General features: G+C 73.7%; 25 protein-coding genes. 14 read left to right on the forward strand and 11 right to left on the reverse strand.

Translation table 11 applies throughout. From position 1 onward, the window contains the following. The first annotated feature begins 6 nt into the window (after nucleotides 1-6). Nucleotides 7-282, forward strand: a complete 276-nt coding sequence (locus tag HF519_RS11930) for a hypothetical protein (protein WP_169412979.1) — start codon at nucleotides 7-9, stop codon at nucleotides 280-282. A 440-nt stretch (nucleotides 283-722) separates the two neighbouring features. On the opposite strand, the gene HF519_RS11935 is transcribed toward HF519_RS11930, so the two are convergent. Next, on the reverse strand, nucleotides 723-1538 hold the full coding sequence (locus tag HF519_RS11935) for an aldo/keto reductase (protein ID WP_169412980.1): 816 nt from the start codon (nucleotides 1536-1538) through the stop codon (nucleotides 723-725). Between the two features lie 712 nt (nucleotides 1539-2250). On the opposite strand from HF519_RS11935, the gene HF519_RS11940 reads away from it, so the two are divergent. The 4 genes from HF519_RS11940 to HF519_RS11955 all read left to right on the forward strand — a co-directional run bounded on the left by HF519_RS11940 (nucleotide 2251) and on the right by HF519_RS11955 (nucleotide 4733). Beyond that, nucleotides 2251-2439 (forward strand): hypothetical protein, encoded by a 189-nt coding sequence (locus HF519_RS11940; RefSeq protein ID WP_169412981.1) that lies wholly within the window; start codon nucleotides 2251-2253, stop codon nucleotides 2437-2439. 283 nt (nucleotides 2440-2722) lie between these two features. Beyond that, a complete protein-coding gene (locus tag HF519_RS11945; protein WP_169412982.1) occupies nucleotides 2723-3421 on the forward strand; it encodes a hypothetical protein in 699 nt (232 codons plus the stop codon). 95 nt (nucleotides 3422-3516) lie between these two features. Next, complete coding sequence (locus HF519_RS11950; RefSeq protein ID WP_211169908.1) at nucleotides 3517-3999, forward strand: DUF7144 family membrane protein; 483 nt, start codon at nucleotides 3517-3519, stop codon at nucleotides 3997-3999. A 239-nt stretch (nucleotides 4000-4238) separates the two neighbouring features. Further along, entirely contained in the window at nucleotides 4239-4733 is a 495-nt protein-coding gene (locus HF519_RS11955) for a DUF1269 domain-containing protein (RefSeq protein ID WP_169412983.1), read from the forward strand. Nucleotides 4734-4743: 10 nt separating this feature from the next. On the opposite strand, the gene HF519_RS11960 is transcribed toward HF519_RS11955, so the two are convergent. The 3 genes from HF519_RS11960 to HF519_RS11970 form a co-directional block, all read right to left on the reverse strand. Continuing rightward, nucleotides 4744-5322, reverse strand: a complete 579-nt coding sequence (locus tag HF519_RS11960; protein WP_169412984.1) for a potassium channel family protein — start codon at nucleotides 5320-5322, stop codon at nucleotides 4744-4746. A 9-nt stretch (nucleotides 5323-5331) separates the two neighbouring features. Then, the gene (locus tag HF519_RS11965; protein ID WP_312860059.1) at nucleotides 5332-6687 is read right to left on the reverse strand and encodes a diacylglycerol/lipid kinase family protein; all 1356 of its coding nucleotides are present in this window, start codon (nucleotides 6685-6687) and stop codon (nucleotides 5332-5334) included. A gap of 172 nt (nucleotides 6688-6859) precedes the next feature. Continuing rightward, complete coding sequence (locus HF519_RS11970; protein ID WP_169412986.1) at nucleotides 6860-8206, reverse strand: chloride channel protein; 1347 nt, start codon at nucleotides 8204-8206, stop codon at nucleotides 6860-6862. Nucleotides 8207-8380: 174 nt separating this feature from the next. On the opposite strand from HF519_RS11970, the gene HF519_RS11975 reads away from it, so the two are divergent. Then, nucleotides 8381-9823, forward strand: coding sequence for a DUF2252 domain-containing protein (locus HF519_RS11975; protein ID WP_169412987.1), 1443 nt, complete (start codon nucleotides 8381-8383; stop codon nucleotides 9821-9823). Between the two features lie 92 nt (nucleotides 9824-9915). Further along, on the forward strand, nucleotides 9916-11094 hold the full coding sequence (locus tag HF519_RS11980) for an AI-2E family transporter (protein ID WP_169413012.1): 1179 nt from the start codon (nucleotides 9916-9918) through the stop codon (nucleotides 11092-11094). Nucleotides 11095-11110: 16 nt separating this feature from the next. Here the strand turns inward: HF519_RS11980 and HF519_RS11985 are convergent, their stop codons facing one another. Together HF519_RS11985 and HF519_RS11990 are read right to left on the reverse strand one after the other, a co-directional pair. Then, on the reverse strand, nucleotides 11111-13732 hold the full coding sequence (locus HF519_RS11985) for a winged helix-turn-helix domain-containing protein (protein WP_169412988.1): 2622 nt from the start codon (nucleotides 13730-13732) through the stop codon (nucleotides 11111-11113). Between the two features lie 84 nt (nucleotides 13733-13816). Next, nucleotides 13817-15463 carry an MFS transporter gene (locus HF519_RS11990; protein ID WP_169412989.1) on the reverse strand — a complete coding sequence of 549 codons (1647 nt, stop codon included), beginning with the start codon at nucleotides 15461-15463 and terminating at the stop codon, nucleotides 13817-13819. Between the two features lie 161 nt (nucleotides 15464-15624). Between HF519_RS11990 and HF519_RS11995 the strand changes: the two genes are divergently transcribed. Further along, nucleotides 15625-15996 (forward strand): hypothetical protein, encoded by a 372-nt coding sequence (locus tag HF519_RS11995; RefSeq protein ID WP_169412990.1) that lies wholly within the window; start codon nucleotides 15625-15627, stop codon nucleotides 15994-15996. Between the two features lie 102 nt (nucleotides 15997-16098). Here the strand turns inward: HF519_RS11995 and HF519_RS12000 are convergent, their stop codons facing one another. From HF519_RS12000 to HF519_RS12010, 3 genes are read right to left on the reverse strand one after another with little or no spacing between them, the layout of a single operon-like run. Continuing rightward, the gene (locus HF519_RS12000) at nucleotides 16099-16866 is read right to left on the reverse strand and encodes a DUF2267 domain-containing protein (protein WP_169412991.1); all 768 of its coding nucleotides are present in this window, start codon (nucleotides 16864-16866) and stop codon (nucleotides 16099-16101) included. Between the two features lie 34 nt (nucleotides 16867-16900). After that, nucleotides 16901-17272 (reverse strand): PRC-barrel domain containing protein, encoded by a 372-nt coding sequence (locus tag HF519_RS12005; protein ID WP_169412992.1) that lies wholly within the window; start codon nucleotides 17270-17272, stop codon nucleotides 16901-16903. Nucleotides 17273-17279: 7 nt separating this feature from the next. Further along, a complete protein-coding gene (locus HF519_RS12010; RefSeq protein WP_169412993.1) occupies nucleotides 17280-17657 on the reverse strand; it encodes a DUF2267 domain-containing protein in 378 nt (125 codons plus the stop codon). A 196-nt stretch (nucleotides 17658-17853) separates the two neighbouring features. Here HF519_RS12010 and HF519_RS12015 point away from each other — a divergent pair, with 196 nt between their 5' ends. Further along, a complete protein-coding gene (locus HF519_RS12015) occupies nucleotides 17854-18264 on the forward strand; it encodes a YccF domain-containing protein (RefSeq protein WP_169412994.1) in 411 nt (136 codons plus the stop codon). Between the two features lie 184 nt (nucleotides 18265-18448). Here HF519_RS12015 and HF519_RS12020 read toward each other — a convergent pair whose 3' ends face one another. Next, a complete protein-coding gene (locus tag HF519_RS12020; protein ID WP_169412995.1) occupies nucleotides 18449-19462 on the reverse strand; it encodes a glycosyltransferase family protein in 1014 nt (337 codons plus the stop codon). A gap of 112 nt (nucleotides 19463-19574) precedes the next feature. On the opposite strand from HF519_RS12020, the gene HF519_RS12025 reads away from it, so the two are divergent. From HF519_RS12025 to HF519_RS12045, 5 genes are all read left to right on the forward strand, one after another. Continuing rightward, nucleotides 19575-19898, forward strand: coding sequence for a WcbI family polysaccharide biosynthesis putative acetyltransferase (locus tag HF519_RS12025; protein WP_169412996.1), 324 nt, complete (start codon nucleotides 19575-19577; stop codon nucleotides 19896-19898). A gap of 196 nt (nucleotides 19899-20094) precedes the next feature. Then, nucleotides 20095-21159, forward strand: coding sequence for a glycosyltransferase (locus HF519_RS12030; RefSeq protein WP_211169909.1), 1065 nt, complete (start codon nucleotides 20095-20097; stop codon nucleotides 21157-21159). Between the two features lie 7 nt (nucleotides 21160-21166). After that, nucleotides 21167-22195 (forward strand): glycosyltransferase, encoded by a 1029-nt coding sequence (locus tag HF519_RS12035; protein WP_312860060.1) that lies wholly within the window; start codon nucleotides 21167-21169, stop codon nucleotides 22193-22195. After that, the gene (locus HF519_RS12040; protein ID WP_169412998.1) at nucleotides 22192-23013 is read left to right on the forward strand and encodes a glycosyltransferase family 2 protein; all 822 of its coding nucleotides are present in this window, start codon (nucleotides 22192-22194) and stop codon (nucleotides 23011-23013) included. The genes HF519_RS12035 and HF519_RS12040 overlap by 4 nt, the downstream gene beginning before the upstream one ends. A 247-nt stretch (nucleotides 23014-23260) precedes the next feature. Beyond that, entirely contained in the window at nucleotides 23261-23440 is a 180-nt protein-coding gene (locus HF519_RS12045) for a hypothetical protein (RefSeq protein ID WP_169412999.1), read from the forward strand. A gap of 15 nt (nucleotides 23441-23455) precedes the next feature. Here the strand turns inward: HF519_RS12045 and HF519_RS12050 are convergent, their stop codons facing one another. Continuing rightward, nucleotides 23456-24172 carry a type 1 glutamine amidotransferase domain-containing protein gene (locus tag HF519_RS12050; RefSeq protein ID WP_169413000.1) on the reverse strand — a complete coding sequence of 239 codons (717 nt, stop codon included), beginning with the start codon at nucleotides 24170-24172 and terminating at the stop codon, nucleotides 23456-23458. Nucleotides 24173-24206 lie beyond the last annotated feature (34 nt).

The following is a 24206-nucleotide window of genomic DNA, read 5'->3' on the forward strand; positions in this document are numbered from 1 at the left end:
CACGGAATGACGCAGGGTGGACGAGGACGAGCACGCGCGCGGACCACGCAGAGCGAACAGCAGGCGTCCCAGTCACAGAGCACCGGCGGAGAATCCACCGAGTTGCGGGACTTCAAGACCCGGGCGCGGGCGCTGCCCGAGGACGAGCGCGCTGCCGCGTTCCAGAGTGACGAGTTCCGGCAACTCGTCGCGGCCGCCGCGGTTCCCGCCGTGGTCGCCGAGGCCGAATGTGCGAGCCACTGCTTCTCGCACTGCGGCAGCCACTGCTTCGGTCACGGCTGAGACGGGTTGCGACGCCGGCGACGTGTCGGGTGCGGTGTATCCGGCCCGCGCACGTCCCTCGCCCGCCGGAGCCGGCGGGCCCGCGCGAGCCGATAGCCCGCACCTCTTGTTGCGCGCGCGATCGCGGAGTAGAACTCTGCTACGGAGCTTCGACAGGCCAAGGCCGGATCGGCGGAGAAGGTCCGTCCTCCCCGTCGATGTTCCCAGCACGAGGAGCATCGGGTACCCACGCGGAGCACGCCGCGACAAGGCTCAGCGCCGCGGGCCTGCGTCCGCAGACGACTCTCGTATGCGGCCGCCGAGACCGACCAACGCGGCGCAGTGTGCACGCTTGGTAGCCCGATCACTCGTGCGGTGCGGACGCCGTCCTCATCGCGGGGCGGCGTCCGTTCTGGGAGGGCCCGTTCCACGAGGGCGTCCGGCCGGGTCGCCCTCACCGGTCAGCGCCTGCGCCGCAGGGCGGCGAGCCGGGCCACGGTCTCGCGCTCCTCAGGTCCGAACCACGGCGGCGATCCGGCTGCGACGTTCTCCCGGACCCGCCCGGGCCGGGAGGTGGCCGGGATGGCCACCTGGCAACGGGGATCGCTGAGAACCCATTTGAGCAGGACCTGCGCCCAGGTCCGGACTCCGAAGTCCTGCAGGAAACCGATGGCCTCGTCGCCCGGGTCGGCCTCCAGCAGCTCGCCCTGGCCGAACGGGCGCATCACGATGACGCCGAGACCGAGGTCCGCGGCGAGCGGCAGGATCCGTTTCTCGACCTCCCGCTCGAACGGGTTGTACGGGATCTGCACGGTGGAGACCTGCTCAGCCTTGAGCACCGTCTCCAACTCCCCGAAGGCCGCTGCCGACCAGTGCGTCGCGCCGATCAGGTCGATCTTTCCGGCCTCCCGGGCCTCCGCCAGCGTGCGCAGATGATCCTGCCAGGCCACCAGGTTGTGGATCTGCATGACCTCCACGCGGCCGCCGAAGTAGGCCAGGGCCCGCTCGAGTTGGCGGCGGCCCTCCTCGGCGGAGTCGGTCCAGATCTTGTCGGCCACCACGACGTCCGGTCGCCGGTCGCCGAGCGCGTCGGCGAGCAGTTTCTCGGCGCGGCCGTACATGGGCGAGGAGTCGACGAACTGCACCCCGGCGTCCAGCGCGGTGGTGATGACCGGGATGTGCTCGCCGGCTCTCGCCGCGTCCTCCAGCCGCCGCCAGGTGCCCAGCCCTACGACCGGGATCTCCCGCTCCCATGCGCCCAGGCGTCGTTGTTCCACCACGAGAGGATGACGTTTCCGGGGACCGCCAAACTCCGGGAGGAGGCGGCCCCGGTCGCAGGAATGGGGCTGACCCGCAGGTCGGAGCGCTCATAGTTTCCCGATCACATCGCCGGACACCGTCGGCGCAGCCCCCGGTCGAGACCTCCACGCCGCGTTCGCGCTGCTCGCGTCCGACGCCGCCGAGATCGAGGTGCTGCCGCCGGCGGGGCAGGCCTCGATGGACCCGGCCGCGGCCGGCCCGGCCGTTCTGCAGTGTCACCGTGACCGCCTTCCCCGACCTGCTGCTCACCGTGCACCGCACGGTCGAGGTCGGTGACGGGGTGGTGCCGGGAGCAGCTGCGGGCGATCGGGTTCAGCTTCCAACCGGTCAGCGATCGAGTGCCAGCAGCAGATCGGCGAGCTCCTCCGGACGGTTCTCCGCGACCAGGTGGCTGGTGGCGATCTCGTGGTGGTTCCGGGCCGGGGAGGTGCGTGCGCGCAACGCGGGGGCCTCGAACGCCGCGCCGTTCGGGCCGGCGGTGGCCCGGATGCAGGTCAGGCGCAGCGGACCTCGTGGTCCGCGGCGCGCAGCAGCGCCCGGAGCTTGCGGAAGCCGTAGGAGCCACCCCATGCGCCGTGCACCAGGACGAAGGTCGACATGGGCGTCGGTCCGTCCACCACGGACGTCCGGCACTGTCGACGAGGGGCGATCGATGCCAGGCTCTGAACCATGAGCGACGAGCAATGGTTCTACTGCCTGAATCACCACACGGTCGAGCCGGCTGAGGGCTGCCGCGCCGCCGACCGGCTCGGTCCCTATCCCGACAAGGAGACCGCCGCCCGGGCGCTGGAGATCGCGCGCGAGCGCACCGAGGCCGCCGACCGCTACGACCGGGAGTGGGACGAGCAGGAGGAGTGAAGCCGGAGGACCTCGGCGGTTCGGGAATTCGCGGGAGCGAACTCGTCCAGGTCTCTTCCGTGATCACCGCGGATCCGGCGCGGAACTGTCGGTGTCCGCACGTATGTTCGAGTCATGCAGACGGGATCGGTGCCGGAGGTCGTGGCTGCGATGCCGCGGAGACCGCGATCACCGACGTCGAGCGCCCCTTCGGGGGCACGCTCGAGGAGGCCCGCGAGGCCGTCGAGGAGGCCGGGACCGTCTCGACACGACCGCGGCCGGGACCCGCCGCCAGGACCGGGCCGTGGACGAGCTGGCCCGCCGGATCGTGCTGTGGGCCGGGGCCGACCGGTTCGCGGGGGTCAAGCCGGAGGTCCGCGACCGGTTCCGGGTCGCCGACGTCGTGACGGAGCTGGAGCCCGTCGCGGCCGGGCTCGCCGACGACCTCGACGTGTTCGCGGCCAACCTGCGCGAGCGGCTCGCCGAGCTCGAGGAGCACGAGTCGGTCGTCGTCACGGCGATGACCGGGATGGTCCGCCAGGCGCTCAGGTCGCTGGCCCGGGCGCAGGCGCTGTCGGAGCTACCCGACACGCTGGGGGACTGGGCCGGGCAACGGTTCCTCGAGGTCGGCCCGCAGCCGTCGACGACGTTCGCGCTGGAACGGGTGTCGGTTGAGCGCATGCGCAAGTGGTCGGGCGGGGAGGACATGCAGCGCAAGGTCGCCGTGGCCAACGGCGTCCAGCTGATCTTCCTGACCGGCGTCGGCGACATGAAGGCGGTCGGCATGAATGCGGTCGGCCGGTTTCCCGACGTCATCCGCATGCGCAACATGACGAACCGCAACCGCGAGTACGTGCGGGCCGCCGACCGGACCCTCGCGTCCGACGATCCCGCCGGCGTCGTCGACGCCACCCGGGTGGCGCGACGACCCGGTGCTGACCCTGCTCCAAGGCTCCGCCGACCCGGTTCCGTCGGGGCCCGGCCTCTCATCCCCCGCGGGTGAGGCAGGGCCCGGCGGAACGGCGCAGGCTTCGTCCGTGCCCGGTCCCGCCTGACGTGGGGCCGGTATACGGGTGGTACGGAGAGGGGTACGGACCGATGACCGATTCCGCAAGAACCGCGCCGGTGGGCTCCGGGACGCGCGCCGGCACCGCGTCGTCCGCAGCGTCGAGGGCCGCTCCGGCGCCGACCGCCTGGACGGGATGGGCCGTCTTCGCCGCGGTCTTGATGATCATGGTCGGCGTCTTCCACGCGATCGCCGGCCTCGTGGCCCTGTTCCGGGAGACGGTCTACCTGGTCCCGGAGACCAATCTCGTGGTGAGCGTCAGCTACAACAGCTGGGGCTGGCTGCACCTGATCGGGGGTGTCCTGCTCGCGGTGGCCGGCTTCGCGTTGCTCGCCGGGCAGACCTGGGCGCGCGTCGTCGCGGTCGTCCTCGCCGGCCTGAGCGCCGTCGTCAACATCGGCTTCCTGGCCGCGCAGCCCTTCTGGTCCTCGATCATGATCGCGCTCGACGTGCTCGTGATCTACGCGTTGACGGTGCACGGCGGTGAACTGAAGAGCCGCGCCGCCGGCTACTGAGCCGCCGACGGCGCGCCCGGGCGCGGACCCGCGACCGGTCGGACCGTTCGCGGGTCGGTCACGTCCGGCGCCGTTTCGTCGAGCCCGCCCGGTCGGCCGGGCGGCGATCCCGGCCGCGATCGCCCCCGCACCGCCGGTCCGACGGGCTCATCCACCGCGGGTGATGCCGGGTGTCGGCCCGGATCAGCACAGTCCCCGTATCGAGAGACCCGCACGCTGTCGACTGCTGGAGGTAAGGCATGGCCACCCTGACGGTGTGGAAGTTCCCGACGGCACAGGGCGCGGACAACGCCCTGAACATCCTGGAGCGGCTGCAGAAGGAGGAGCTGATCCAGGTCAACGACGCCGCCGTGGTGCGCTGGCCGGAGGGCCGGAAGAGGCCGAAGACCGAACAGCTGCACAACCTGGCGGGGGTCGGAGCGCTCGGCGGCAGCTTCTGGGGGCTGCTGTTCGGGCTGATCTTCTTCGTTCCGCTGCTCGGCCTCGCCGTCGGCGCCGCCGTGGGTGCGCTGACCGGCTCGATGTCCGACGTCGGCATCGACGACGACTTCGTCAGGGACGTCCGGGAGAAGGTCACCCCCGGAACCTCGGCCCTGTTCGCCCTCACCTCGCACGCCGTCACGGACAAGGTGCTGGAAGCCTTCCGCGGCACCGACGCCGAACTCGTGCACACCAACCTGTCCGGCGCCCAGGAGCAGCAGCTCCGGGAGGCCTTCGCCGAGGCCGAAGCCTGATCGGCGGGACCTACCCACCACCGGCTGGCCCGGGACCGCCGTCCGGGGGCCGGCCGGCGGCGTCGAGGCGGCTGCGGCCCGCCTGCACCGCGCCGAGCACGGCCCGCAGCAGCAGCCCGACGACGACCAGGTTGGCGACCATTTGGAAGGTCGTGACCACACGCGCCACCTGGGACGCCGGGGCGATGTCGCCGAACCCGACGGTGGCGAAGACGGTCACGGTGAAATAGAGGGTGTCGGTACGGGTGAGCGGCTGGGTGAAGGACGACGGCTCGGTCTGCGCGAGCAGGTAGTAGGCCGCGGCGAACAGCAGCAGGTACAGCGGGACGGCCGTGGCGAGGGTCTCCACGGCCCGCAGCCCGGGGTAGCTGGCCCGCACGATCGACCGGACCTGCCACACCCCGAACGCACCGACCACGATCAGGCCGATCAGCAGCTGGACCAGCGTCGTCACGGTGGCGGTCTCGTCGAGGGGCAGCAGGTAGTAGACGACGACCAGCGCGGTGGTACTGCTCAGCGACCGCGCCAGCGCCCACCCGATCAGCTTCCGGCGGCCCGGCGTGACGGCGCCGATGAACGGTACGGCCATGACCATCCCTCAGCCCACACCCTCGGTGTCCTCGCTCCCCACCGGCTCAGCGCGCTGTTCGGCCCGGCCGCGGGCCGCGGGGGACCGGCCGGCCGCGATCCCGGCCAGCGCCAGCAGACCCTGCCCGGGCCCCTCGGGCTGCATCGCGGACGGTGAGGCCCCAGGATGGTGCGGAGCAAGACGCACACGGAGCACCTGCGGCCGGATGCCGAACCGGATCGGCGGGGCGAGGACCACCGCCTCACCGTCGATGCCGAGCGGGACCGGGTGGTCGGAGTCGACCTCGAACACCGGTGCCGACCAGTGCGTCCACCGGCCGGGCCCGGAGCCGGACCCGGCCTCGCGGGCCGGCACGACGGCGATCCCGAGCATCCCGTCGTCGATCCGCGGGCGGGTGCCCGACCCGATCGAGCCGCCGAGCCGGTACTGGTTGTTTGAGACCAGGATGACGGCGGCCGAGCGGTGCGCCAGCCCGTCCGGCCCGCGCCAGCGCAGGTCCAGCTCCGAACCGCTCGGTCCGAGGACGGCCGGTGCGGTGCCGAGCAGCGTGCGGACCTTCGCGTTCCGGTACCCGGCGCTCTGCACGGCCTCCGCGTAGAGCCCCATCGACACGTTGTTGACGAACACCCGCCCGTTGACCTCGCCGAGGTCGACCAGTTGCTCGCCACCGTCGACGAAGGCGTCCAGGGCGCCGACGACGTCGTTGCGGTCCACCCCGAGGTCGAGGGCGAAGTGGTTGCGGGTGCCGGCCGGGATGCACGCGTAGGGCAGCCCGTGCTGCGCGGCCACCGCCGCGACGATGGCCTGCGAGCCGTCCCCACCGGCCATCGCGAGGCCGTCGGCCCCCTGCGCCACCGCGGTGCGGACGAGTTCCTCGAGGTCGTCGCCGGGGTGCAGTTCGACCGTCCGCATCCCGCGGTTCGCCGCCTCGGCGGCCAGTCCCACCTGGGTCGCCTTCCCGCCACCCGATCGCGGGTTCACGAACAGGACCGGCCGGTCCGGCCGGGGCGCGGCGGGCCGGTGCACGTGCACCCGGAACGCCACCCGTCCCGCGGCGTGCCAGATCGCGATGCCCGCGACGATCACCAGCAGGTACGGCCACCCGTCGTTCCTGATCAGGAGCAGTGCGGTGGCGGCGAGGGCGAGCACCGCCACGGTCAGCCCGGTGATGCGCTGCCAGCCGCGGCGCACGACGCCGAACCACGCCGCCACCAGCGCGATCGCGACACACCCCAGCACGCCCAGGCCCTCCGGGAACCGGATGATCCCCACGACGACGGCGGTCACGATCGCGGCGAGCGCCGCAAGCAGCGCAACCGCGGCCGCGACCCGTTGCCGGCCGGTGGGACCGGCGGGAGTGCTCACGGCGTCTCCCCGATCGGCGTTGCGCGCCCCGTCTCGCCCGACCATGAGAGTCCTCCTTGCGGTCGCCGGCGGGTCAGCATCCGCCGCGGCCGCGGGGTGCAGCGTCATCCGCCCGGGGTGATTCCCGGGAGCTGCCGGTGTGACGGCACGACGCCGCGCATCCCGGGCGGCGTCACCGCCGAGGAGCACGTCCGGGAGCGGGCTCAGCAGCCGGCTGCGTCGCCGCCGACCGGTCGAGCGGTGCGAGGCGCGCCGTGACGACGTGCGCGACGACGACGCCGACGATCACCAGCGGCATGACCGCGAGCCCGTCGGCCCCGAGCAGCAGGGTGGCCAGCAGCACCGAGGTCAGCGGCAGCCGTAGCATCGCGGCGCACATCGCCCCGATCCCGACGGCCACGCCGGCGGCGAGCGGCAACCCCGGCAGGTGGGACAGGGCGACGCCGCCCGCCGCGCCCAGGAACATCGCCGGGAACACCGGGCCGCCCCGGAAGGCCGCCAGCGAGGCGCTGTAGGCGAGGCCCTTGCAGACGAGCAGCAGCAGGAGTGCACCGACGGTGTAGCCGCCCTGCCCGGCGATCAGCGGGGCCAGCTGGTCCTGCCCGGAGAACAGTACGTCCGACCAGTTCTTGCCGGTGACGCCCGCGTACAGGACCGCACAACCCGCCACGAACACGCCCACGACAGGGGTGAGCAGCAGGATCCGCCGCTCGATGTGCGGGCGCGCCAGCCGGGCGAGCCGCGAGATCGCGGTCCCGGCGACCGCGGCGGCGGCGCCGATGGCGATCGCCCAGCCGAACATGACAACGTCGGGACGGGCGAACGGCGGCAGATCGGGCAGCGCCAGCGAGAACGTGCCCAGTCCGGTGAGCGAGCCCAGCCCGATGAAGATCAGCGAGCCGACACCCGCGGCCAGCAGCCCCGGGAGCAGGACGAGCTGGAGGGCGGCCCCGCCGATCCCGGCCGCCTCCATCAGCAGGAACGCGCCGAGCAGCGGCGACCCCAGTAGCGTGCTGATGGACGCGAAGCTGCCCGCCGCCGCGACGACGTGGGTGGACGCCGCCGCGGCGCCCCGCCGGACCAGCCGGATCACCAGCACCGCGAGTCCGCCGCCCAGAGCGATCAGCGGTGCCTCCGGCCCGAGCACGGCGCCGGCGACCAGGGTCACGAAGGCGGCCGCCGCGACACCGGGCAGCTCGCCGGGCTCGGGCGCACCGCCGGAGCGGAAGCCATCGGCGGGGGAGTGCCCGCCCCTGCCGGGCAGGTAGCGGATGACGGACCCGACCAGCGCCCCGCCGACCAGCAACGGCACGACGGGCCACCACAGCGGCGCCGGGCCGAGGCCCAGGGCGCCGGGCAGGGTGGCGTACACCCAGCGCTGTCCGGCGGACACCAGCGCCAGGAAGCCGTATGCCACGGCCGAGATCGGGATGCCGAGGACCGCCGCGAGGACGAGTAGCTGCAGGTAACCGCGACTGCGCAGGAGCGCGCCGGGATCGGCGGGTCCGGCTGCGTGCATCTCGACCTCCTCGCCCGCGCCGACAGGGTGGCCGCCGCGCCGCACGAGCGCCATCACCCGGCCCGGATGATGCGACCGGTGCGGCCGGTGGGGGAGGGTGGCCGATCCCGACGAGGCGGGGAGCCACGGAGGAGCCTCGGGAGAGCCTCGGGAGAGCCACGGAGGTGCCCTGGGATGACCGAGCAGGCGACCACCCGCCGGCGGACTCGGAAGATCGAGGTCCGGCCGCACCTGACCCCGCAGGAGCGCGCCGCACTGGGCCGGCGCGCGCGATCGACGGTGCCCCGCAGCAGCCACGCGGTGTACGACCCGGGACCGTCCCGGCCCGACCCGGTGGCGTTGTTGGAGAGCCAATCGGCAGCCCGGGTGCCGGAGCTGGTCCCGATCCGTTACGGCCGGATGGCGGTCTCTCCGTTCACCTTCTACCGGGGCGCCGCGTTGGTGATGGCGAGCGACCTGTCGGGCACCCCGCTCTCGGGTCTCGTCGTCCAGCTCTGCGGGGACGCGCACCTGTCCAACTTCGGCGCGTTCGGCTCCCCGGAGCGGCGGCTGCTGTTCGACCTCAACGACTTCGACGAGACCCTCCCCGGGCCGTGGGAGTGGGATGTCAAGCGCCTCGCCGCGAGCATCGAGATCGCCGGCCGGGACAACGGCCTCGCCACCAAGGAACGCCGTACCGTCGTCCAGGCCTGCGTTGCGTCCTACCGGCGCGCGATGCGCGACTTCGCCGGCCGGCGCCACCTCGACGTCTGGTACGCCCGGGCGGACTTGGCGCAGCTGCAGGCGCAGCTGGGCAGCCGGCTGCGGCCCCGCGGGCGGCGGCGGTTGTCGCAGGAGATGGCGAAGGCCCGGACCCGCGACAACGTGCAGGCCATGGCCAAGCTCACCGCGGAGGCCGACGGCGGGCCCCGGATCATCGCCGACCCGCCGCTCATCGTCCCGGTCACCGACCTGTTCCCCGGAGAGGCGGAGCGCAGTCGGCTGGAGAGCCAGATCTACGGGCTGCTGGACGGCTACCGGCGCTCGCTGCAGCACGACCGGCGGGCGCTCGTCGAGCAGTACCGTCCGGTGGACCTGGCACGCAAGGTGGTCGGCGTGGGCAGTGTCGGCACCCGGTGCTGGATCGTGCTGATGCTCGGCCGCGACGAGCAGGACCCGCTGTTCCTGCAGGTCAAGGAGGCCGTGCCCGCCGTGCTCGAGGGATTCCTGGGGGCGGGCGGGTTCGACAACGCCGGGCACCGGGTCGTCACCGGGCAGCGGCTGATGCAGGCCGCGAGCGACATCTTCCTGGGTTGGCAGCGCATCGACGGGCCCGACGGGAAGACCCGCGACTACTACGTCCGCCAACTGCGGGACTGGAAGCTGTCGGTGGAGATCGGTGAGATGCTCCCGGCCGGCCTGCGCACCTACGGCGAACTGTGCGGCTGGACGCTGGCCCGGGCGCACGCGCGGACCGGTGACCGCATCGCCATCGCCGCCTACCTCGGTAGCGGGGACGCGTTCGACCGGGCCGTCGCGACCTTCTCGCAGGCCTACGCCGACCAGAACGACCGCGACCACGGTCGGTTCGTCGATGCGATCAAGGACGGCCGGATCACCGCGCAGAGCGACCTGTAGTCCGATCCCGGCGCTGCCGGGACCACCCGGACCGCCCGTCGTGGGTGAGGCCCGACGGCACCGGTGCGAATACCGTCCGCCGGATGGCCACCATGACCACGCCGGGCCCCGCCACCGTCGGTGACACGGTACCGGTCGTCCCCCTGTCCCCCCTACCACGTGGGCTGGTCATCCTGCTGGGCGCGGCCGCCGCTGTGGTGGTCGTCGGCGGCATGAAGGCCACGGCCTGGTTGATCGGACCGGTGTTCCTGGCGTTGGTCATCGTCATCGCGGTCAGTCCGCTCCAGGCGTGGGCGCGACGTCACGGCTGGCCGGGGTGGCTGTCGACCCTGACCTTGGTCGTCGCGGTCTACGCCGTGATCCTGGCGCTGGTGCTCGTCGTCGTGATCTCGGTCGCCCAGCTGGCCACCCTGTTGCCGACCTACGCGGACCAGGCGGAGGCGCTGCTCAGAGGCGTCACCGCCCAGCTGCAGAAGCTGGGTGTCGATCCGGCGCACGCGCGGGCGACGGCGGGCTCGGCCGACCTCAACCGGCTGGCCGGGATCGTCGGGTCGCTGCTCTCGAGCGTGTCGGGTGTGCTGACCAGCGTGGTGTTCCTGCTGGCGCTGCTGCTGTTCCTCAGCGTGGAGACCAGCGGGATGCCGGCCCGGCTCGCCGCGATCGCCCGCGACCGGGCGCCGGTCGCCGCCGCCCTCGTGGACTTCGCCCGCGGCACCCGCAGCTACTTCGTGGTCAGCACGGTCTTCGGCCTGATCGTCGCGGTGCTCGACACCGTCGCGCTGGCACTGCTGGGAGTCCCGCTGCCGGTGCTGTGGGGCCTGCTGGCGTTCATCACCAACTACATCCCCAACGTCGGGTTCGTCATCGGTGTCATCCCGCCCGCGCTGCTCGCGTTGCTCTCCGGCGGCTGGCAGCTCATGGTGTGGGTGATCGTGGTCTACTGCGTGCTGAACTTCGTGGTGCAGTCATTGATCCAGCCCCGGTTCGTCGGCGACTCGGTCGGCCTGTCGACCACGATGACCTTCGTCGCGCTCGTGTTCTGGGCCTGGGTGCTCGGCGGGCTCGGCGCCCTGCTCGCCATCCCGATGACCCTGCTGGTCAAGGCGGTGCTGGTGGACACCGACCCGCAGGCGGCGTGGGTTGATGCGCTGGTGCGCGCCCCGCGCCGGGCTCAGGCGACGGAGCCTCCGACACCGGCCGGCGACGAGGAACCGGCACCGGTGGCGCCGGCCGCGCCGCCCCTCGCCGGTGCCGAGGCGACCGAGCGGTGACGGACCGGCCGAGCGGTCAGCGCGAGACGAGCGGCAGCAGCCGTTGTTCGTAGGCGGCCACCACGGCACTGCGCCGGCTGCTCACCCCGAGCTTGGCGTAGATGGCCCGGATGTGCGACTTCACCGTGTTGATCGAGATGGCGAGGTCGGCGGCGATCTCGTCGAGCGAGAGCAGGGAGGGCAGCAGCGACAGCACCGTCAGCTCGCGGTCGCTGAGCACCGTCCCCGGCCGGTCCGGTGCCGGCCACGGCGCGGCGATCGCCCGGGCGGCGAACGGCTCCAGGGTCCCGAAGCTGCCGAGCGCGTGCACGAGCAGCTCGCGCACCTCGGGCCCGGCGAGGGCGAACGGGCGCAGTGCGTCGATCGGCTCGGCCTGGTCGAGCGCGGCGTGCAGGGCCCGTCGGGCGGCCGGGCGGTCACCGGCGAGGGCGGCCAGCCGGCTCTCCAGCACCAGCGCCTCGACGACCGTGTGCGGCAGCAGCGGTTCCATCGCGCCGGTGAGCAGCGGGCCCATCCGTTCCCGGGCTGCACCGTGGTTCCCGGCCGCGGCCTCGACCCACGCTCGCATGAGCAGCATCTCGCCGGGGATCCCGAGCCGCTCGCTCACCCAGCTCAGGACGGTCGACGCGGCCGCGGCGTGACCCAGCAGCAACGCGGCGCGATGCTCGAGCAGCGCCGCGGCGGCGGCCTGCTCGGGAGCGACGTACACGACGCCGAGATCGAGCCGGGCCTGCTGCATCTCGCGGAGCCCGGCGGCCTGCTCACCGAGATCGAACAGGGCGGCGCCCCGGAGCACGCCGACGGCATGGCCCAGCGCGGGTCCGGCGGGCCCGTCCGGTCCCGCTGCCTGCGCGGAGTGGCGGAGGGCCAGGGCGGGTTCGGCCCGGTACAGCGCCGCGTCACCGAGCATGAGGTGGGCGGCCCGCGACCAGACCGAGTCCTGCCAGCCGTGCGCGCCCGCGATGACGGCCGCCTTCTCGCCGGCCGCGGCCATCGCCCGGTAGTCGCCGTCCAGCCCGGCGACGGCGCCGATCTGGGCCTGGCACTGCAGCTCCAGGTAACCGAAACCGCGCGAACGGGCCAGCTCGAGGGCCGCAGCGAGCTCGGCCCGCACGTCGGTGCGGCCGCCGACCGACAGCAGGCAGGCCGAGGCCCGGGTCAGGTGGGCCAGGGCCGCGACGGCGGGATCGGTGGCCGAGACGCCGTCGAGCTCCTGGGCCGCATCCTTCGCCCGGCTCAACTCACCGGAGGAGACCGCGACATCGAAGTCGGCGACGATCCGCAGCACGACCAGCTCCGCGGGACCGTCGTCGGGCCAGCGGGCATCGGCGACGAGGAGGTCGTGGTGCGCTGCGGTCAGCTCGCCGGCCTCGAGGTGGACCAGCGCGGAGGTCAGGGCCGCCCACGGGTCCTGGTCGGATGATGTGTCCGCGAGCCGGTCGAGCGCGCGCCGCAGCGGCCGGTGGTCACCCGACAGCAGCAGCGGTACGCCGAACCGGTGCAGCATCTCCCGCAGGCGGGCGGCGCCACCGCCCCGGGCGGCGTGCTCGAGGGCCCGCACCGGCTGTTCGCGGTCGGCCCACCAGTCGGCGGCCCGCCCGTCCAGGTCGGCCACGAGGGTGGGGCGTTGCCGGTCCATGTACGCCCGCAGGTACGACCGCAGCAGGGTCCGGGTGCGGTAGACGTCGGAGCGGGGTGGAGGGCCCCGGACGACGAGCGAGGTCGACCGGGCGAGCGCGTCCAGCAGTTCGCCCGCGTCGTCGCGCCCGGTCAGCTCGGCCGCCAGTTCCGGGGAGAGCCCGTCACAGACGCTGGTGACGCTCAGCAGGTGCTGCTCGTCGGGCGTGAGGTGGGACAGCACCTCGCCCACCAGGTAGTCGGCCAGCGGCCGATCGTCGGCGGCGAAGGTGGAGACGAAGGAGGCGGTGTCAGCGGCCTGCTGCATCGACAGCGCCGCCAGCCGGAGCCCGGCCGCCCAGCCGTCGCACAGCGCGTTCAGCGTGTCGATCTGTTCGGGACGAGCGGCCACGCCGGCCGCCGTGAGCAGCGCGGCGGTCTCGGCCCACGAGAAGCGCAGGTCGTCGGCCCGCAGCTCGGACAACCGGCCCTCCAGGTGGAGCTTGGGCAGCGCGAGCGGTGGGTCGCGCCGGCCGGCCATCACGATGTGCAGGTTCGCCGGCCGGTGGCGCAGCAGGGTGCGCAGCCCGCGCAGCGCCCGCGCCTCGACGATCTCGTCGACGTCGTCCAGCACCAGGCGCAGCTCCATCGCGGCCGCCCCGACCGCCTCGACGATGTCCCCCATGAACTCGGGACGGTCCCCAGGCCGCCCGGACGCGTCCTCGTACAGCGGGCTGTCGGCGGGCACGCCCGGGCAGCCGGCCAGCGCGGCCAGCAGACCGGACCGGAGCCGGGTCGGATCGTTGTCGTCCTCGTCGAGGCAGAGCCATCGGGTGTACCGGCTGTCGGATGCCAGCGTCCACTCCGCCAGCGCGGTCGTCTTCCCGAACCCGGCGGGGGCGCTGAGCAGCATCACGTCGGCCCGGTCCGCCCGGTCGAGCAGGGAGAGCACCCGGGGCCGGCTCACGAAGCCGGTCGGCAGCGGTGGCACCGCCGTCTTCGACGGCGACATGTGCGGCATGCCGACGAACACCTCCGCTCCGGCGCCCTTCCGGCCGTCGAGATCCCCCGGGTCGCCGAAGCTAGCTCCGGCCCGGCTTCACGATCAGAGACTTTGGTCCTGAACCCGGGCGGGGGTCGTCACCGGGGGCGACGGCGCCGTGCCCACGGGTTCGGGGGCCGGCGGCCGGGCGCTCGGCAGCCCACGGGTGGCGAGGAAGCTGAGCAGCGCGATCGCCGCCGCCGCGAGCAGCGCGACCTTGAGCCCCTGCAACTGAGCCACGGCGTAGGTGCCCACCAGCGCGTCGACCTCCGCCGGAGACACCTGTGCCGCGGTCAGGGCTGCCCGCACCTGCTCGGTGGACAGGAAGTTGATGCCCGCGTCGAGCGCGGTCCCGACCTGCGCCCGGACGGCGTCGGAGATCCGCGGGTCGGCCGCGAGCCCGGCCTGAGCGGCCTTGGTGAGTGCGGTGATGAGGATCGAGCCGATGAGCGCGGTGCCGAGCGAGGAACCGAAGTTCTGAGCGGTGTACTGCAGGCCGCCGACCTCGCTGCGGTCGGCCTCCCCGACGCTGGACTGGGCGACGTTGCCGAGCTGCCCGGCGAGCAGGCCCATCCCGATCCCGAGCACGGCCATCGCGAGCCCGAACGACAGGTCGTCGAGTTCCGGGCGCACCGCCGCGGTCAGCCACAGCGTCGCGACGAAGAGCACGAGCAGTCCGACCCGGACCACCTGCCGCGGACTCGCGATCCGGCCCAGGGCGGGGGCGCTCATCGACGTCAGCAGCATCGTGACCGAGACCGGAAGCAGTCGCAGGCCGGTCTCGAAGGCGTTGAGTCCCTGCACCACCTGCAGGTAGAGCGGGATCGTGAAGAACAGGCCGAGCAGGATCAGGTTCTGCGAGGTCAGGGTGTACAACGCGGACCGCAGGGGTGGGATGTCGAACAGCTCCCACCGGATCAGCGGGTCGCGGCCCCGGGTCTCCCGATGCCGTTGCCAGCGGCGGAACAGCGCGAGCACCACGAGCCCCGCCGCGATGACGAACGGTGTCGGCGAGAAGCCGAGCACGGTGATCGGTGGGTTGCGCGGCTGCAGCCAGCCCCACGTCGAGCTCTGCAGCACACCGAGCACGACGAGTGCGAGGCCGACGACCGACAGGGCGGCCCCGACGACGTCGAAGCCGCGGTGCGGGGCGGTCGCGGGCACCTCCTTGATCCAGCCGAGCACCGCGAGGATCGCGACCACGACCACCACCTCGCCGGCGAAGACCAGCCGCCAGGTCAGGTAGGTCGTCACCCAGCCGCCGAGCAACGGGCCGACGGCGATCCCCGCCCCGGCCAGCCCGCCGATCACCCCGTAGGCGACGGCCCGGTCGCGGCCGGTGTAGTTCCCGCCGACGAGCGCGGCCAGCGCCGGCAGCACCAGCGCCCCGCCGAGCCCCTCGATGATGGACCAGCCGAGGACCAGCACGCCCAGCGTCGGGGCGATCGCGGTCAGCGCCGAGCCCACCCCGTAGACCACGAGCCCGACACCGAAGGCGCGGCGCCGCCCGAGCAGGTCGCCCACCTTCCCGCCGGTGATCAGGAACGCGGCCATGACCAGCGTGTAGACGGTGATGACGCCCTGGATCGCGGTGACGGTGGTGTCGAAGTCCGCGACCAGCTGACTGATCGAGACGTTCATGACCGACGTGTCGAGCACGACGAGGAACTGCGCGGCGCCGAGGGCGATCAGCGGCTTCCACCGGTTCATCGGCGACCTCCCGGAGCCCCGCGCGGCGGCGCCGCCCGGGGTGCCCGGCATCCTTTCGGCGCCCGGGACAGCGTCCATCACCCCACAGGGGTGACACGGCCCCGGGTGCTGGTCCCGCGGGGCCGTGTCACGCGCGGCCGCCGCGGCGGTAGAGCTGGGGGATGACGGTCAGGCTGAACCACTCCGCGTTCGAGCTCGCGCGACGCCGGGTCTCGGCGGGCGCGTACGTCATCGACGGGCGGGACATGTGGGACGCGCATCGGCCCTTGATCTGCCAGGAGAACGACTTCGTCGCCCTGCACGGCTACGACGAGTACGCGTCGTGGCACCTCGGGATCGACGACGAGCACGGCGAGGAGACGAAGGAGCGCTACGAGTTCCCCTACGGCGATTTCGAGCGGGTCCATCGGTGCGGGGTGCTCGCGGCCGAGTCGCGGGCGGGGCAGCACAGATACCTGGACATCGAGCTGGCGACGGCTCACCTGCACGGGATGCTCGACGCGCTGGGCACCGAGCACCACGCCCACCGGTAGTTCGTCCTGCTCAGCGTGCCTCACGCGCGAGGGCCTCGATCTGATGCCGGTGATCCTGGGCCGTGCCGCGGTGGGGCCCCGTCGTCCCGGAGGACCTGCGGATCACGCCCGGTGGTGCGCGCGCGCCACCCCCACGAGCGGCCGGTAGTCCTCGGGTAGCTGCACGGTCACGTCGAAGAACTCGTCGCCGACGTCCTGGCGCAGGACGGCGAACACCGCAGGGATCTCGCGGGCCGCCTGCTCGACGGACACCCCGGCGCGGTCCGCGACCCGGAACGCGAAGTCCTGCACCGTCATCCGCGGCTCCGGGTGGGTCTTGCCGCGGTGCAGCGCATCGTGCAGCGCCAGCGGCAGGTAGGCGGCGAGGTCGTCGGCGTCACCGGGCGCGATCCGTTCCGCGAGCGTCTCCAGCACCGCCCCGGTGATCCGGCGAGCCTCTTCCGTCGTGGTCCCGGCGCGCTCGGCCACCCGGCTCAGGAACGCCTCGAGCGGGTCGAGCACCGACCGGCCGGTCAGCAGCGGCTCGTAGTCCCCGCCCAGCTGCGCCCGGACATCGGCGAACTCGTCGGGCCCGACCGCCATCCGGGTCACGCTGAACACGGCCGCGGCGTGCTTCTCCGCGGTCTGCGGATCGGTGCCCTCCCGCTCGGCGACCCGGCGGATGAACTCCTCCGGGGTGAATCCCCGCGGGCCGGTGGTGTGCACGTAGCCCTGTAGCTCTGGTGGGAGCCGCCCCAGGAGGTCGGCGGCCTCCCCCCTGGACAGGTGCTCGGACAAGGTGGCCAGCGTGGCCTGAACGGCCCGTTCCGCGGCCGCGCGGTCCAGCTTCGTCATCTGCTGGACGAGCGTCATGAACCGCTCGTAGTCCATCACCGGTTCCTCCCTCCGGCAGGATCGCCGGTCCTCATCGGGTCGTGATCCGGTCCCAGACCCGCCGCAACCGGGCCTCCAACGGCCTCTCCGCCGGAACGCTGCCCTCCCTGCCGGACCGTTGCCGCCGCGGTTCCGGCGGCGGGTGCAGGTCGTCGCGCTCCACCGCGAGCAGCACGCCCCGCTCGTGGAGCTCGGCCACCTGGTCGGCGTGGGCGTAGAGGTGCCGGCCGGGCAGCGGGGTGGTGTGCACGATCAGGCCCAGGAACAGGTCGGCCGGTTCGTCCGCCAGGACCTGGTCCACGACGCCGATGCACTCCGCGTGCCGGTCGTACACCGCGGTCCCCTCGGCGAGGACGAGGTAGGCGATGGGCCGACCCAGGTCGGGGTCGGTGCCGGCACCCATCCCCGGGTCAGCCCGTGGTCTCGACGAGTTGGGCGAACTCCTTGCCCAGCTGGCTCATCACGTCGTGCCATTCGGTACTGGTCACGGTGTCCCGGATGGCGGCGAGCACGGCGACGATCCCCGCCGAGGCCTTCTCCCGGTCCACCCCGGCCCGATCCGCGACGCGACGCCGGAACTCGTCGACCCCGAAGCCGTCGGCCTTCTCGTCCGTCGGCAGCAGGTCCTCGTAGAACGACCGCGGGAGCTGCGCAGCCAGGTCCCTGGCCTCGCCGCCGGTCAGCCGCTCGGAGAGCGTCCGCATCGTCGCGTGGGCGATCGCCTCGGCCTCGACACGCGACAGTCCGGCGCGCTCGGCGACCTTCTGGATGAAGCTCTCGTGCGACATCAGGCTCCCTCCGCGGGTGTTGTCCGGCCACCTTCGCCCGCTGCGGCGCCCGGCGGCGTCGACCTGGCCCGGCCAACTCGGCGCCGCCGGCTCGGCACGGCAGGACAGGTCGGCGGCACTACCCGGCGGGGGTGAGGCGCCCGCAGGTGAAGGAGGGCAGGCTGATCCGACCGGAACCGGTGGAGGATCGGTGATCATGCGTACCCTGCTCAACGTCATCTGGCTGCTGCTCTGCGGGATCTGGCTGGCACTCGCCTACGTCGTCGCCGGGATCATCTGCTGCCTGCTGATCGTCACCATCCCGTTCGGCCTGGCCGCGTTCCGCATCGCCGACTTCTCGCTGTGGCCCTTCGGCCGTCAGCTGGCGAAGCGCTCCGACGCCGGGGCGCCGTCGACGATCGGCAACGTCATCTGGATCATCTTCGCGGGCTGGTGGCTCGCCCTCGCGCACCTGGCCACGGCGATCGCGCTGGCGGTGACGATCATCGGCATCCCGCTGGCGATCGCGAACCTGAAGCTCATCCCCGTCTCGCTGGTGCCGCTGGGCCGTGTCATCGTTCCCGTCGGCTCGCGGCAGGACCCCTGGCGGCCCGTCGCGGTGAGCTGAGCGGCGTCGGCCGCGGCCGCGATGTCCGGGCCGTAGAAGGCGTCGGTGAACTGGGCGTGGTTCAGCTCGGCGCCGACAGCCTCGTCGACGCGGTGTACCCCGTGCACCGCCGCCGGCCGCGCGACCTCGGTGGCGTGCCGGACGACGCCGTGGTGCGCCGAGCCGGGCGCATGGACGAGGATCCTCACACGGCCTCCAGGGCCGCGGCGTAGATCTCGGCGTGGGCCCGCGCGAGCCCGGCGCGTTGGGCGGCGCGTTCCGCGGGGTCCGCGCGCCAGGTCGGGCGGTGGGCGTACGCCGTCCGGACTGCGGCGGTCAACGAGGCCGCGTCGAGCCCCGACTCGTCGTGGCCGTAGCTCAGGCAGGGGCCCTGCTCGGCATAGAAGCCGCAGGTCGGCGCGATCACCGCGGTGCCGAGGTCGCGGCAGGCCTCCAGCCAGCCCGAATGGGTGCCGAACCGGTAGGGGAGCACGGAGGCGTCCACACCGGACAGGTAGTCCCACAGCGCGTCGTCGCAGAACCGCGGGTGCACCCGGACGTCCAGGTCGGCCACCGCGGCCGCGAACGCCCGGCCGCGCTCGTCGTCGTGCGCGTCGATCTGCAGCACGGCGCCGGGGAGGTCGGCCACCGCGGTCGCGAGCACCCGGGCGACCGGCACCGGGTCGGCGTTCGCGCGCACGCTCTTGGCGTGCAGGCCGACGACGAACCCGTCACGAACCGGTCGTGGCGCGGCCAGCCGCTCCGGGCCGACGACGTGCGGGTGCGGGAGCACCGCGGCGTCGCGGCCCCACCGGGCCCGGATGGCTGCCGCGGCGCCGGGGGTGAGCGTGATCAGCGCATCGGCCGCCGGAACCAGGACGTCGAGCGCGGCCTCGTGTTGTGCGGGGTCGTGGTGGTGGGGGTTGCGCAGGTCGTGCACGGTCAGCATGAGTGGGCGTCGGAGCGCGCGCAGCACGGCCACCAGCGCGCGCAGCTGGGCCGGGGACCGGTCGTCGAAGCCGAAGTGCAGGTGGAAGGCGTCGAACTCGTCCGCGTGCGCGGCGACCCACGACGCCTCCAGCATCGGCGGGGGCCACCACTGCCCGGGTGGTGCGCCCGGCACCGGCGGATCGGGGAGCCGGACGACCCCGGTGGCACCGGCCGGGTCGGTGAGGTGGTCGACGTACACGTGGCCGCTCGGCACGGACGCGATCCGCACGCGGGCTCCTCCCTCTCCGGCTCGGCACGCTGCCCGCCGGCGCCGGAATGCCCGCTCTGCGCCGGTCCCAACCATCTCGACGGGATCGCGCGGTTGCGGGCACGACGCCCGGATGGATGCGGGGCGCCGGGCGCACTACGGCGAGTTCTACGACGGGCCGGGGCCCACCGACCGGCCGCTCGCCGTGGTGCACGGCAACTGCCAGGCCGAGTCGATGCGCGTGCTGCTCGCCGGTTCGCCGACCTTCTCCTGCCCCACGGTCCGGGTACCACGGGTGCAGGAGCCGCGCGCCGACTGGCTCGTCGACGGCACGGCGGTGCCCGCCGAGCTGGTGCGTGCCGCGCAGCTGGACCGGTATGCCGCGCACCCGGAGTGGATCACCGCCGGGCTGCGCCGGCTCGCCGACCGCAGGGTCCTGCTCGGATTGCGCCCGTGAGCGTGGCCGGCGCCTTGAGACCGTGCCTCCTCCCGCCGGTACGTCGGCTGGGCCCGACAGCGCACCGAGGTGGTACGCATGGTTGCGCCGTGACCGGAATGGGCACATCGCCGTATGCCCCGTCAGTCATCCATTTGCGCGATGTGAGGCCGATCGTCCCCATGTCCACCACATGCGCGCACTTCCCGATGCCACAGTGAGCCGGCCGCTGCGCATCGCTGTCGTCGCCTCGGCCCGTTACCCGATCCGTCAGCCCTTCCCCGGCGGTCTGGAGGCGCACACCTGGCAGCTCGCGCACCAGCTGCGCGGCCGTGGCCACCGGGTCCAGGTCTTCGCCGGCCCGGGTTCCGACGTGGGCCTCGGCGTGCGCGAGCTGCCGATCCGGCCACCGATCTCCGACCGGGCTCGCCGCGATGTCAGCATGCCGCCGGAGTCGTTCCTCAGCGAGCACCACGCCTACCTCACGCTGATGCTCGAACTGGCCGACAACACCGAGGGCTACGACCTGGTGCACAACAACTCGCTGCACTACCTGCCGGTCGCGATGGCGCCCAGCCTGCCGATGCCGGTGGTCACGACGCTGCACACGCCGCCGACCCCGTGGCTGGAGTCGGCCGTGCGGGCGCGGCCGTCGTGTCCTGTGCAGTTCGCGGCGGTCAGCCGCTTCACCGCGGCCCAGTGGTCGGAGTCCGTGCCGGGGGCGAGGGTCGTGCACAACGGCGTCGACACCGCGTTCTGGATGCCCGGACCCGGTGGCGGCGTGCCCGTGTGGTCGGGCCGGATCGTCGCGGAGAAGGGGCCCGAGGACGCCATCCTCGCGGCGCGCCGGGCCGGAACGGGACTGCGGCTCGCCGGTCCGATCCCGGACGCGGACTACTTCCGCGAGCGGGTCGAGCCGCTGCTCGGTGACGGCGTCGACCATGTCGGCCACCTCGACCACGGCGAGCTCGTCGAGCTCGTCGGGTCGGCCGCCGTCGCGGTGGTCTCACCGTGCTGGGACGAGCCCTACGGGCTGGTCGTTGCCGAAGCGCTGGCCTGCGGGACCCCGGTGGCCGGGTACGCGCGGGGCGCGCTGCCCGAGCTGCTCGACTCCCGCTGCGGCGTGCTCGCCGCGCCCGGTGACATCGACGGGCTGGCCGTGGCCATCACCGCCGCGGCGCGGCTGGACCGGGGCGAAGCCCGCCGCCGGGCGGAACGGGTGTGCTCGATCGAGGCGATGGTCGACGGGTACGAGGACCTCTACCTGGACCTGGCGGTGTGACCGCGAGGTGATCGGCTACTACGTGCACCACCACGGCAGCGGGCACGTGCACCGGGCCGCCGTCATCGCCGGTGCCGCCCGAATGCCCGTCGTCGGGTTCTCCGGCCGGGGCGCCCCGCCCGGCTGGACCGGACGGTGGATCCGGCTGCCCGGCGACGAACTGGCGGCCGGTGCGGATCCCGCGCCGTTCGACGTCACCGCCCGTGGGGTGCTGCACTGGGCGCCGCGGCACCACGACGGGATGCGGACCCGGATGGGCCTGATCTCCGAGTTCCTGGCCCGCGGGGACGTGCGGCTGCTCGTCACCGACGTCTCGGTGGAGGTCGCGCTGCTGGCGCGGCTGCTCGGGGTCCCGGTCGTCGTGATGGCCCAGCCCGGCGACCGCACCGACCGCCCGCACCGGCTCGCCTACGACCTGGCCGAGCGACTGCTCGCGCCGTGGCCGGCCCGCCCCGCCCCGGACTGGCCGCAGGCGTGGCGGGACAAGACCGTGCACCTCGGTGCGATCTCCCGTTTCGACGGCCGGGCGGTGCCGGTTCCGGGACCGGGTGGCCCGCGGCGGGTGCTCGCGCTGTGGGGCTCGGGTGGGCTCGACGTCACCGCCGACCAGGTGCACGCGGCGGCGGCGGCCACGCCCGGCTGGTGCTGGGACGTCGTCGGCCCCCCGCCGCCGGCGGCCCGCGACACCGCCACCGTGCGCTGGCGGGGCTGGCTCGCCGATCCCTGGCCTGCACTGTCCGAGGCCGACGTGGTGGTCACCCACGCCGGGCAGAACGCGCTGGCCGAGGTGGCTGCGGCCCGCCGTCCCGCGGTCGTCGTCCCGCAGGAGCGCCCGCACGGCGAGCAGCGCGCCACCGCGGCCGCGCTCGGCCGGGCGCACATCGCCACGGTCGCCGCCCGCTGGCCCGATCCCGACCGGTGGCCGGGTCTGCTGGAGCGGACGCTGCGCCGCGGTGGCGGATCCTGGGCCGCCTGGTCCACCGGTACCGGCGGGCAGCGGGCCGCGGCGCTGCTCGAGGAGCTGGCCGCCGGGTGAGGACCGCCGTCGTCACCATCACCCACCGGCGCGACGCCCACCTGCACCGGCAACGGCTCGGGCTGGCCGCCGCCGCGCCCGATCTGCACGTCGTCGTCGCGATGGGGAGGGAGCCGGCGCTGCCCGACGTGCCGGGCGCGCCGCCGACGACCCTCGTGACCGTCCCGGTCCCCGCCGGCGGGCTCCCGCTGGCCGCCGCCCGCAACGCCGGCGTCGGCGCGGCCCGGTCGGCGGGCGCGGACCTGCTCGTGCTGCTCGACGTCGACTGCATCCCCGACCCGGCCCTGCTGTCGCGCTATGCCGACGCGGCGGCCGGTCTGCGGGGTACCGGCCCGGCGCTGCTCTGCGGGCCGGTCGGGTACCTGCCGCCACCCCCGGCAGGTGGCTACCCGGCCGACCGCCTGCGCGATCTGGCCGTCCCGCATCCCGCCCGCCCGGTGCCCGGGGACGGCGAGGTGCGGGCGGAGGACCGCTTCGAGCTGTTCTGGTCGCTGTCGTTCGCGATCACCGGCTGCGACTGGGAGGCGCTCGGCGGCTTCTGCGAGGACTACACCGGCTACGGCGGCGAGGACACCGACTTCGCGATGACCGCCGCCGCGGCCGGGGCCCGGATGTTCTGGGTGGGTGGTGCCTGGGCCTATCACCAGCACCATCCGAGCACCCGGGCCGCGCCGGGCCAGGTCGCGGCGATCGTGCGCAACGCGCACACGTTCCACCGGCGCTGGGGCTGGTGGCCCATGTCGGGCTGGCTCGCCGAACTGGCCGAGGCGGGGGCCGTCGAGTTCGATCCGCACCGGGACGTACTGCGCCTGCGATGACCGCAGGGCCGCCGCCCCGGATGACGCCGCCGGGGGAACCTCGCAGGTCGAGCGGGGGAGGAGGGCCGCTGGCCCGGGCCGCGGACCCGGCGCCCGGAGATCATCCGGTGCCGGTGACCCGGCGTAACCCCGGGCACACGTGCTGGATCCGCTGGTGTCGCGCTGCGTAACCTTTCGTCGCCAGCGTGCCGGGTTCCGGGTGCTCCCCGTTTTCCGGCCGGCCCGCGTGCATGTCCGAGGAGTATTCGTGACTGTCCGTTACCCCATGGTGCCCGTCCCCTGCGGGCATTGCCGTGCGACCCGGTTGGCCGGCGAGGTGCATCACCAGCCCCGCTGCCCCGTGGACCACCGGAACTACGCGTTCTTCGCGCACCCCGATCTGATGGAGCTCGACCTGCACCTCGCGGCGTTCTACCCCGAGAGCTAGCGTCGCGGGAACCGCTCAGCGCTGCAACGCGCCCAGCATCTCGACGGCCCGCTTCGCCGCGTCCTCCGACGAGGCCGGGTTCTGGCCGGTGAGCAGATCACCGTCGACGACGACGTACGGCTGCCACGGCGGGCCGGCCTCGAAGATCGCGCCGCGTTCGCGAAGCCGGTCCTCGAGCAGCCACGGCGCCCGGTCGGCGAGGCCGGCCTGGCGTTCCTCCTCGTCGGTGAACGCGGTGAGCCGGCTGCCGGCGAACAGCCAGCTGCCGTCCTCCCGGTTGCCGGCCAGCAGCCCGGCCGGCCCGTGACAGATCGCGGCGACGAGCCGGTGGCTGTTCCACAGATCGGCGAGGACGCTGCCGAGCGCGGCGTTGGTGGGCAGGTCCTCCATCGGCGCGTGCCCACCGGGGATGAACACGGCGTCGTAGTCGCCGGAGCGGCCGGCGGCGTCTTCCAGCGGCAGCGGGTGCGCCAGTTCGTCGTCGATCGACTCGAGATAGCTGCGCAACTCGGCGGCGCGCTCCTCCCCGCCGGCCCGGTCGGGGCTGAGGCTCACCTGGTCCACCGTCGGCCGGACCCCGCCCGGGGTGGAGATCTGCACGTCGAGGCCGGCCTTGCGGAACGTCCGATGCGGTACCGCGAACTCCTCGGCCCAGTAGCCGGTCGGGTGCCGGGTGCCGTCGGAGAGCGTCCAGTGGTCGCTGCCCGACAGCACCATCAGGATCCGTGCCATGCCCACCTCCCGCAGCTCGCGGGGCCGCTCGGCC

It is taken from the genome of Pseudonocardia bannensis (genome assembly GCF_012911875.1).
Taxonomy (GTDB): Bacteria; Actinomycetota; Actinomycetes; order Mycobacteriales; family Pseudonocardiaceae; genus Pseudonocardia; species Pseudonocardia bannensis.

What these genes read in the sequence shown, in the direction of transcription:
- HF519_RS11930 (WP_169412979.1), top strand. Translation starts at nt 7, where the DNA reads ATGACGCAGGGTGGACGAGGACGAGCACGCGCGCGGACCACGCAGAGC.
- HF519_RS11940 (WP_169412981.1), top strand. Translation starts at nt 2,251, where the DNA reads ATGAGCGACGAGCAATGGTTCTACTGCCTGAATCACCACACGGTCGAG.
- HF519_RS11950 (WP_211169908.1), top strand. Translation starts at nt 3,517, where the DNA reads ATGACCGATTCCGCAAGAACCGCGCCGGTGGGCTCCGGGACGCGCGCC.
- HF519_RS11955 (WP_169412983.1), top strand. Translation starts at nt 4,239, where the DNA reads ATGGCCACCCTGACGGTGTGGAAGTTCCCGACGGCACAGGGCGCGGAC.
- HF519_RS11960 (WP_169412984.1), bottom strand. Translation starts at nt 5,322, where the DNA reads ATGGCCGTACCGTTCATCGGCGCCGTCACGCCGGGCCGCCGGAAGCTG.
- HF519_RS11970 (WP_169412986.1), bottom strand. Translation starts at nt 8,206, where the DNA reads ATGCACGCAGCCGGACCCGCCGATCCCGGCGCGCTCCTGCGCAGTCGC.
- HF519_RS11975 (WP_169412987.1), top strand. Translation starts at nt 8,381, where the DNA reads ATGACCGAGCAGGCGACCACCCGCCGGCGGACTCGGAAGATCGAGGTC.
- HF519_RS11980 (WP_169413012.1), top strand. Translation starts at nt 9,916, where the DNA reads ATGACCACGCCGGGCCCCGCCACCGTCGGTGACACGGTACCGGTCGTC.
- HF519_RS11985 (WP_169412988.1), bottom strand. Translation starts at nt 13,732, where the DNA reads ATGCCGCACATGTCGCCGTCGAAGACGGCGGTGCCACCGCTGCCGACC.
- HF519_RS11990 (WP_169412989.1), bottom strand. Translation starts at nt 15,463, where the DNA reads ATGAACCGGTGGAAGCCGCTGATCGCCCTCGGCGCCGCGCAGTTCCTC.
- HF519_RS11995 (WP_169412990.1), top strand. Translation starts at nt 15,625, where the DNA reads ATGACGGTCAGGCTGAACCACTCCGCGTTCGAGCTCGCGCGACGCCGG.
- HF519_RS12000 (WP_169412991.1), bottom strand. Translation starts at nt 16,866, where the DNA reads ATGGACTACGAGCGGTTCATGACGCTCGTCCAGCAGATGACGAAGCTG.
- HF519_RS12005 (WP_169412992.1), bottom strand. Translation starts at nt 17,272, where the DNA reads ATGGGTGCCGGCACCGACCCCGACCTGGGTCGGCCCATCGCCTACCTC.
- HF519_RS12010 (WP_169412993.1), bottom strand. Translation starts at nt 17,657, where the DNA reads ATGTCGCACGAGAGCTTCATCCAGAAGGTCGCCGAGCGCGCCGGACTG.
- HF519_RS12015 (WP_169412994.1), top strand. Translation starts at nt 17,854, where the DNA reads ATGCGTACCCTGCTCAACGTCATCTGGCTGCTGCTCTGCGGGATCTGG.
- HF519_RS12025 (WP_169412996.1), top strand. Translation starts at nt 19,575, where the DNA reads ATGGATGCGGGGCGCCGGGCGCACTACGGCGAGTTCTACGACGGGCCG.
- HF519_RS12050 (WP_169413000.1), bottom strand. Translation starts at nt 24,172, where the DNA reads ATGGCACGGATCCTGATGGTGCTGTCGGGCAGCGACCACTGGACGCTC.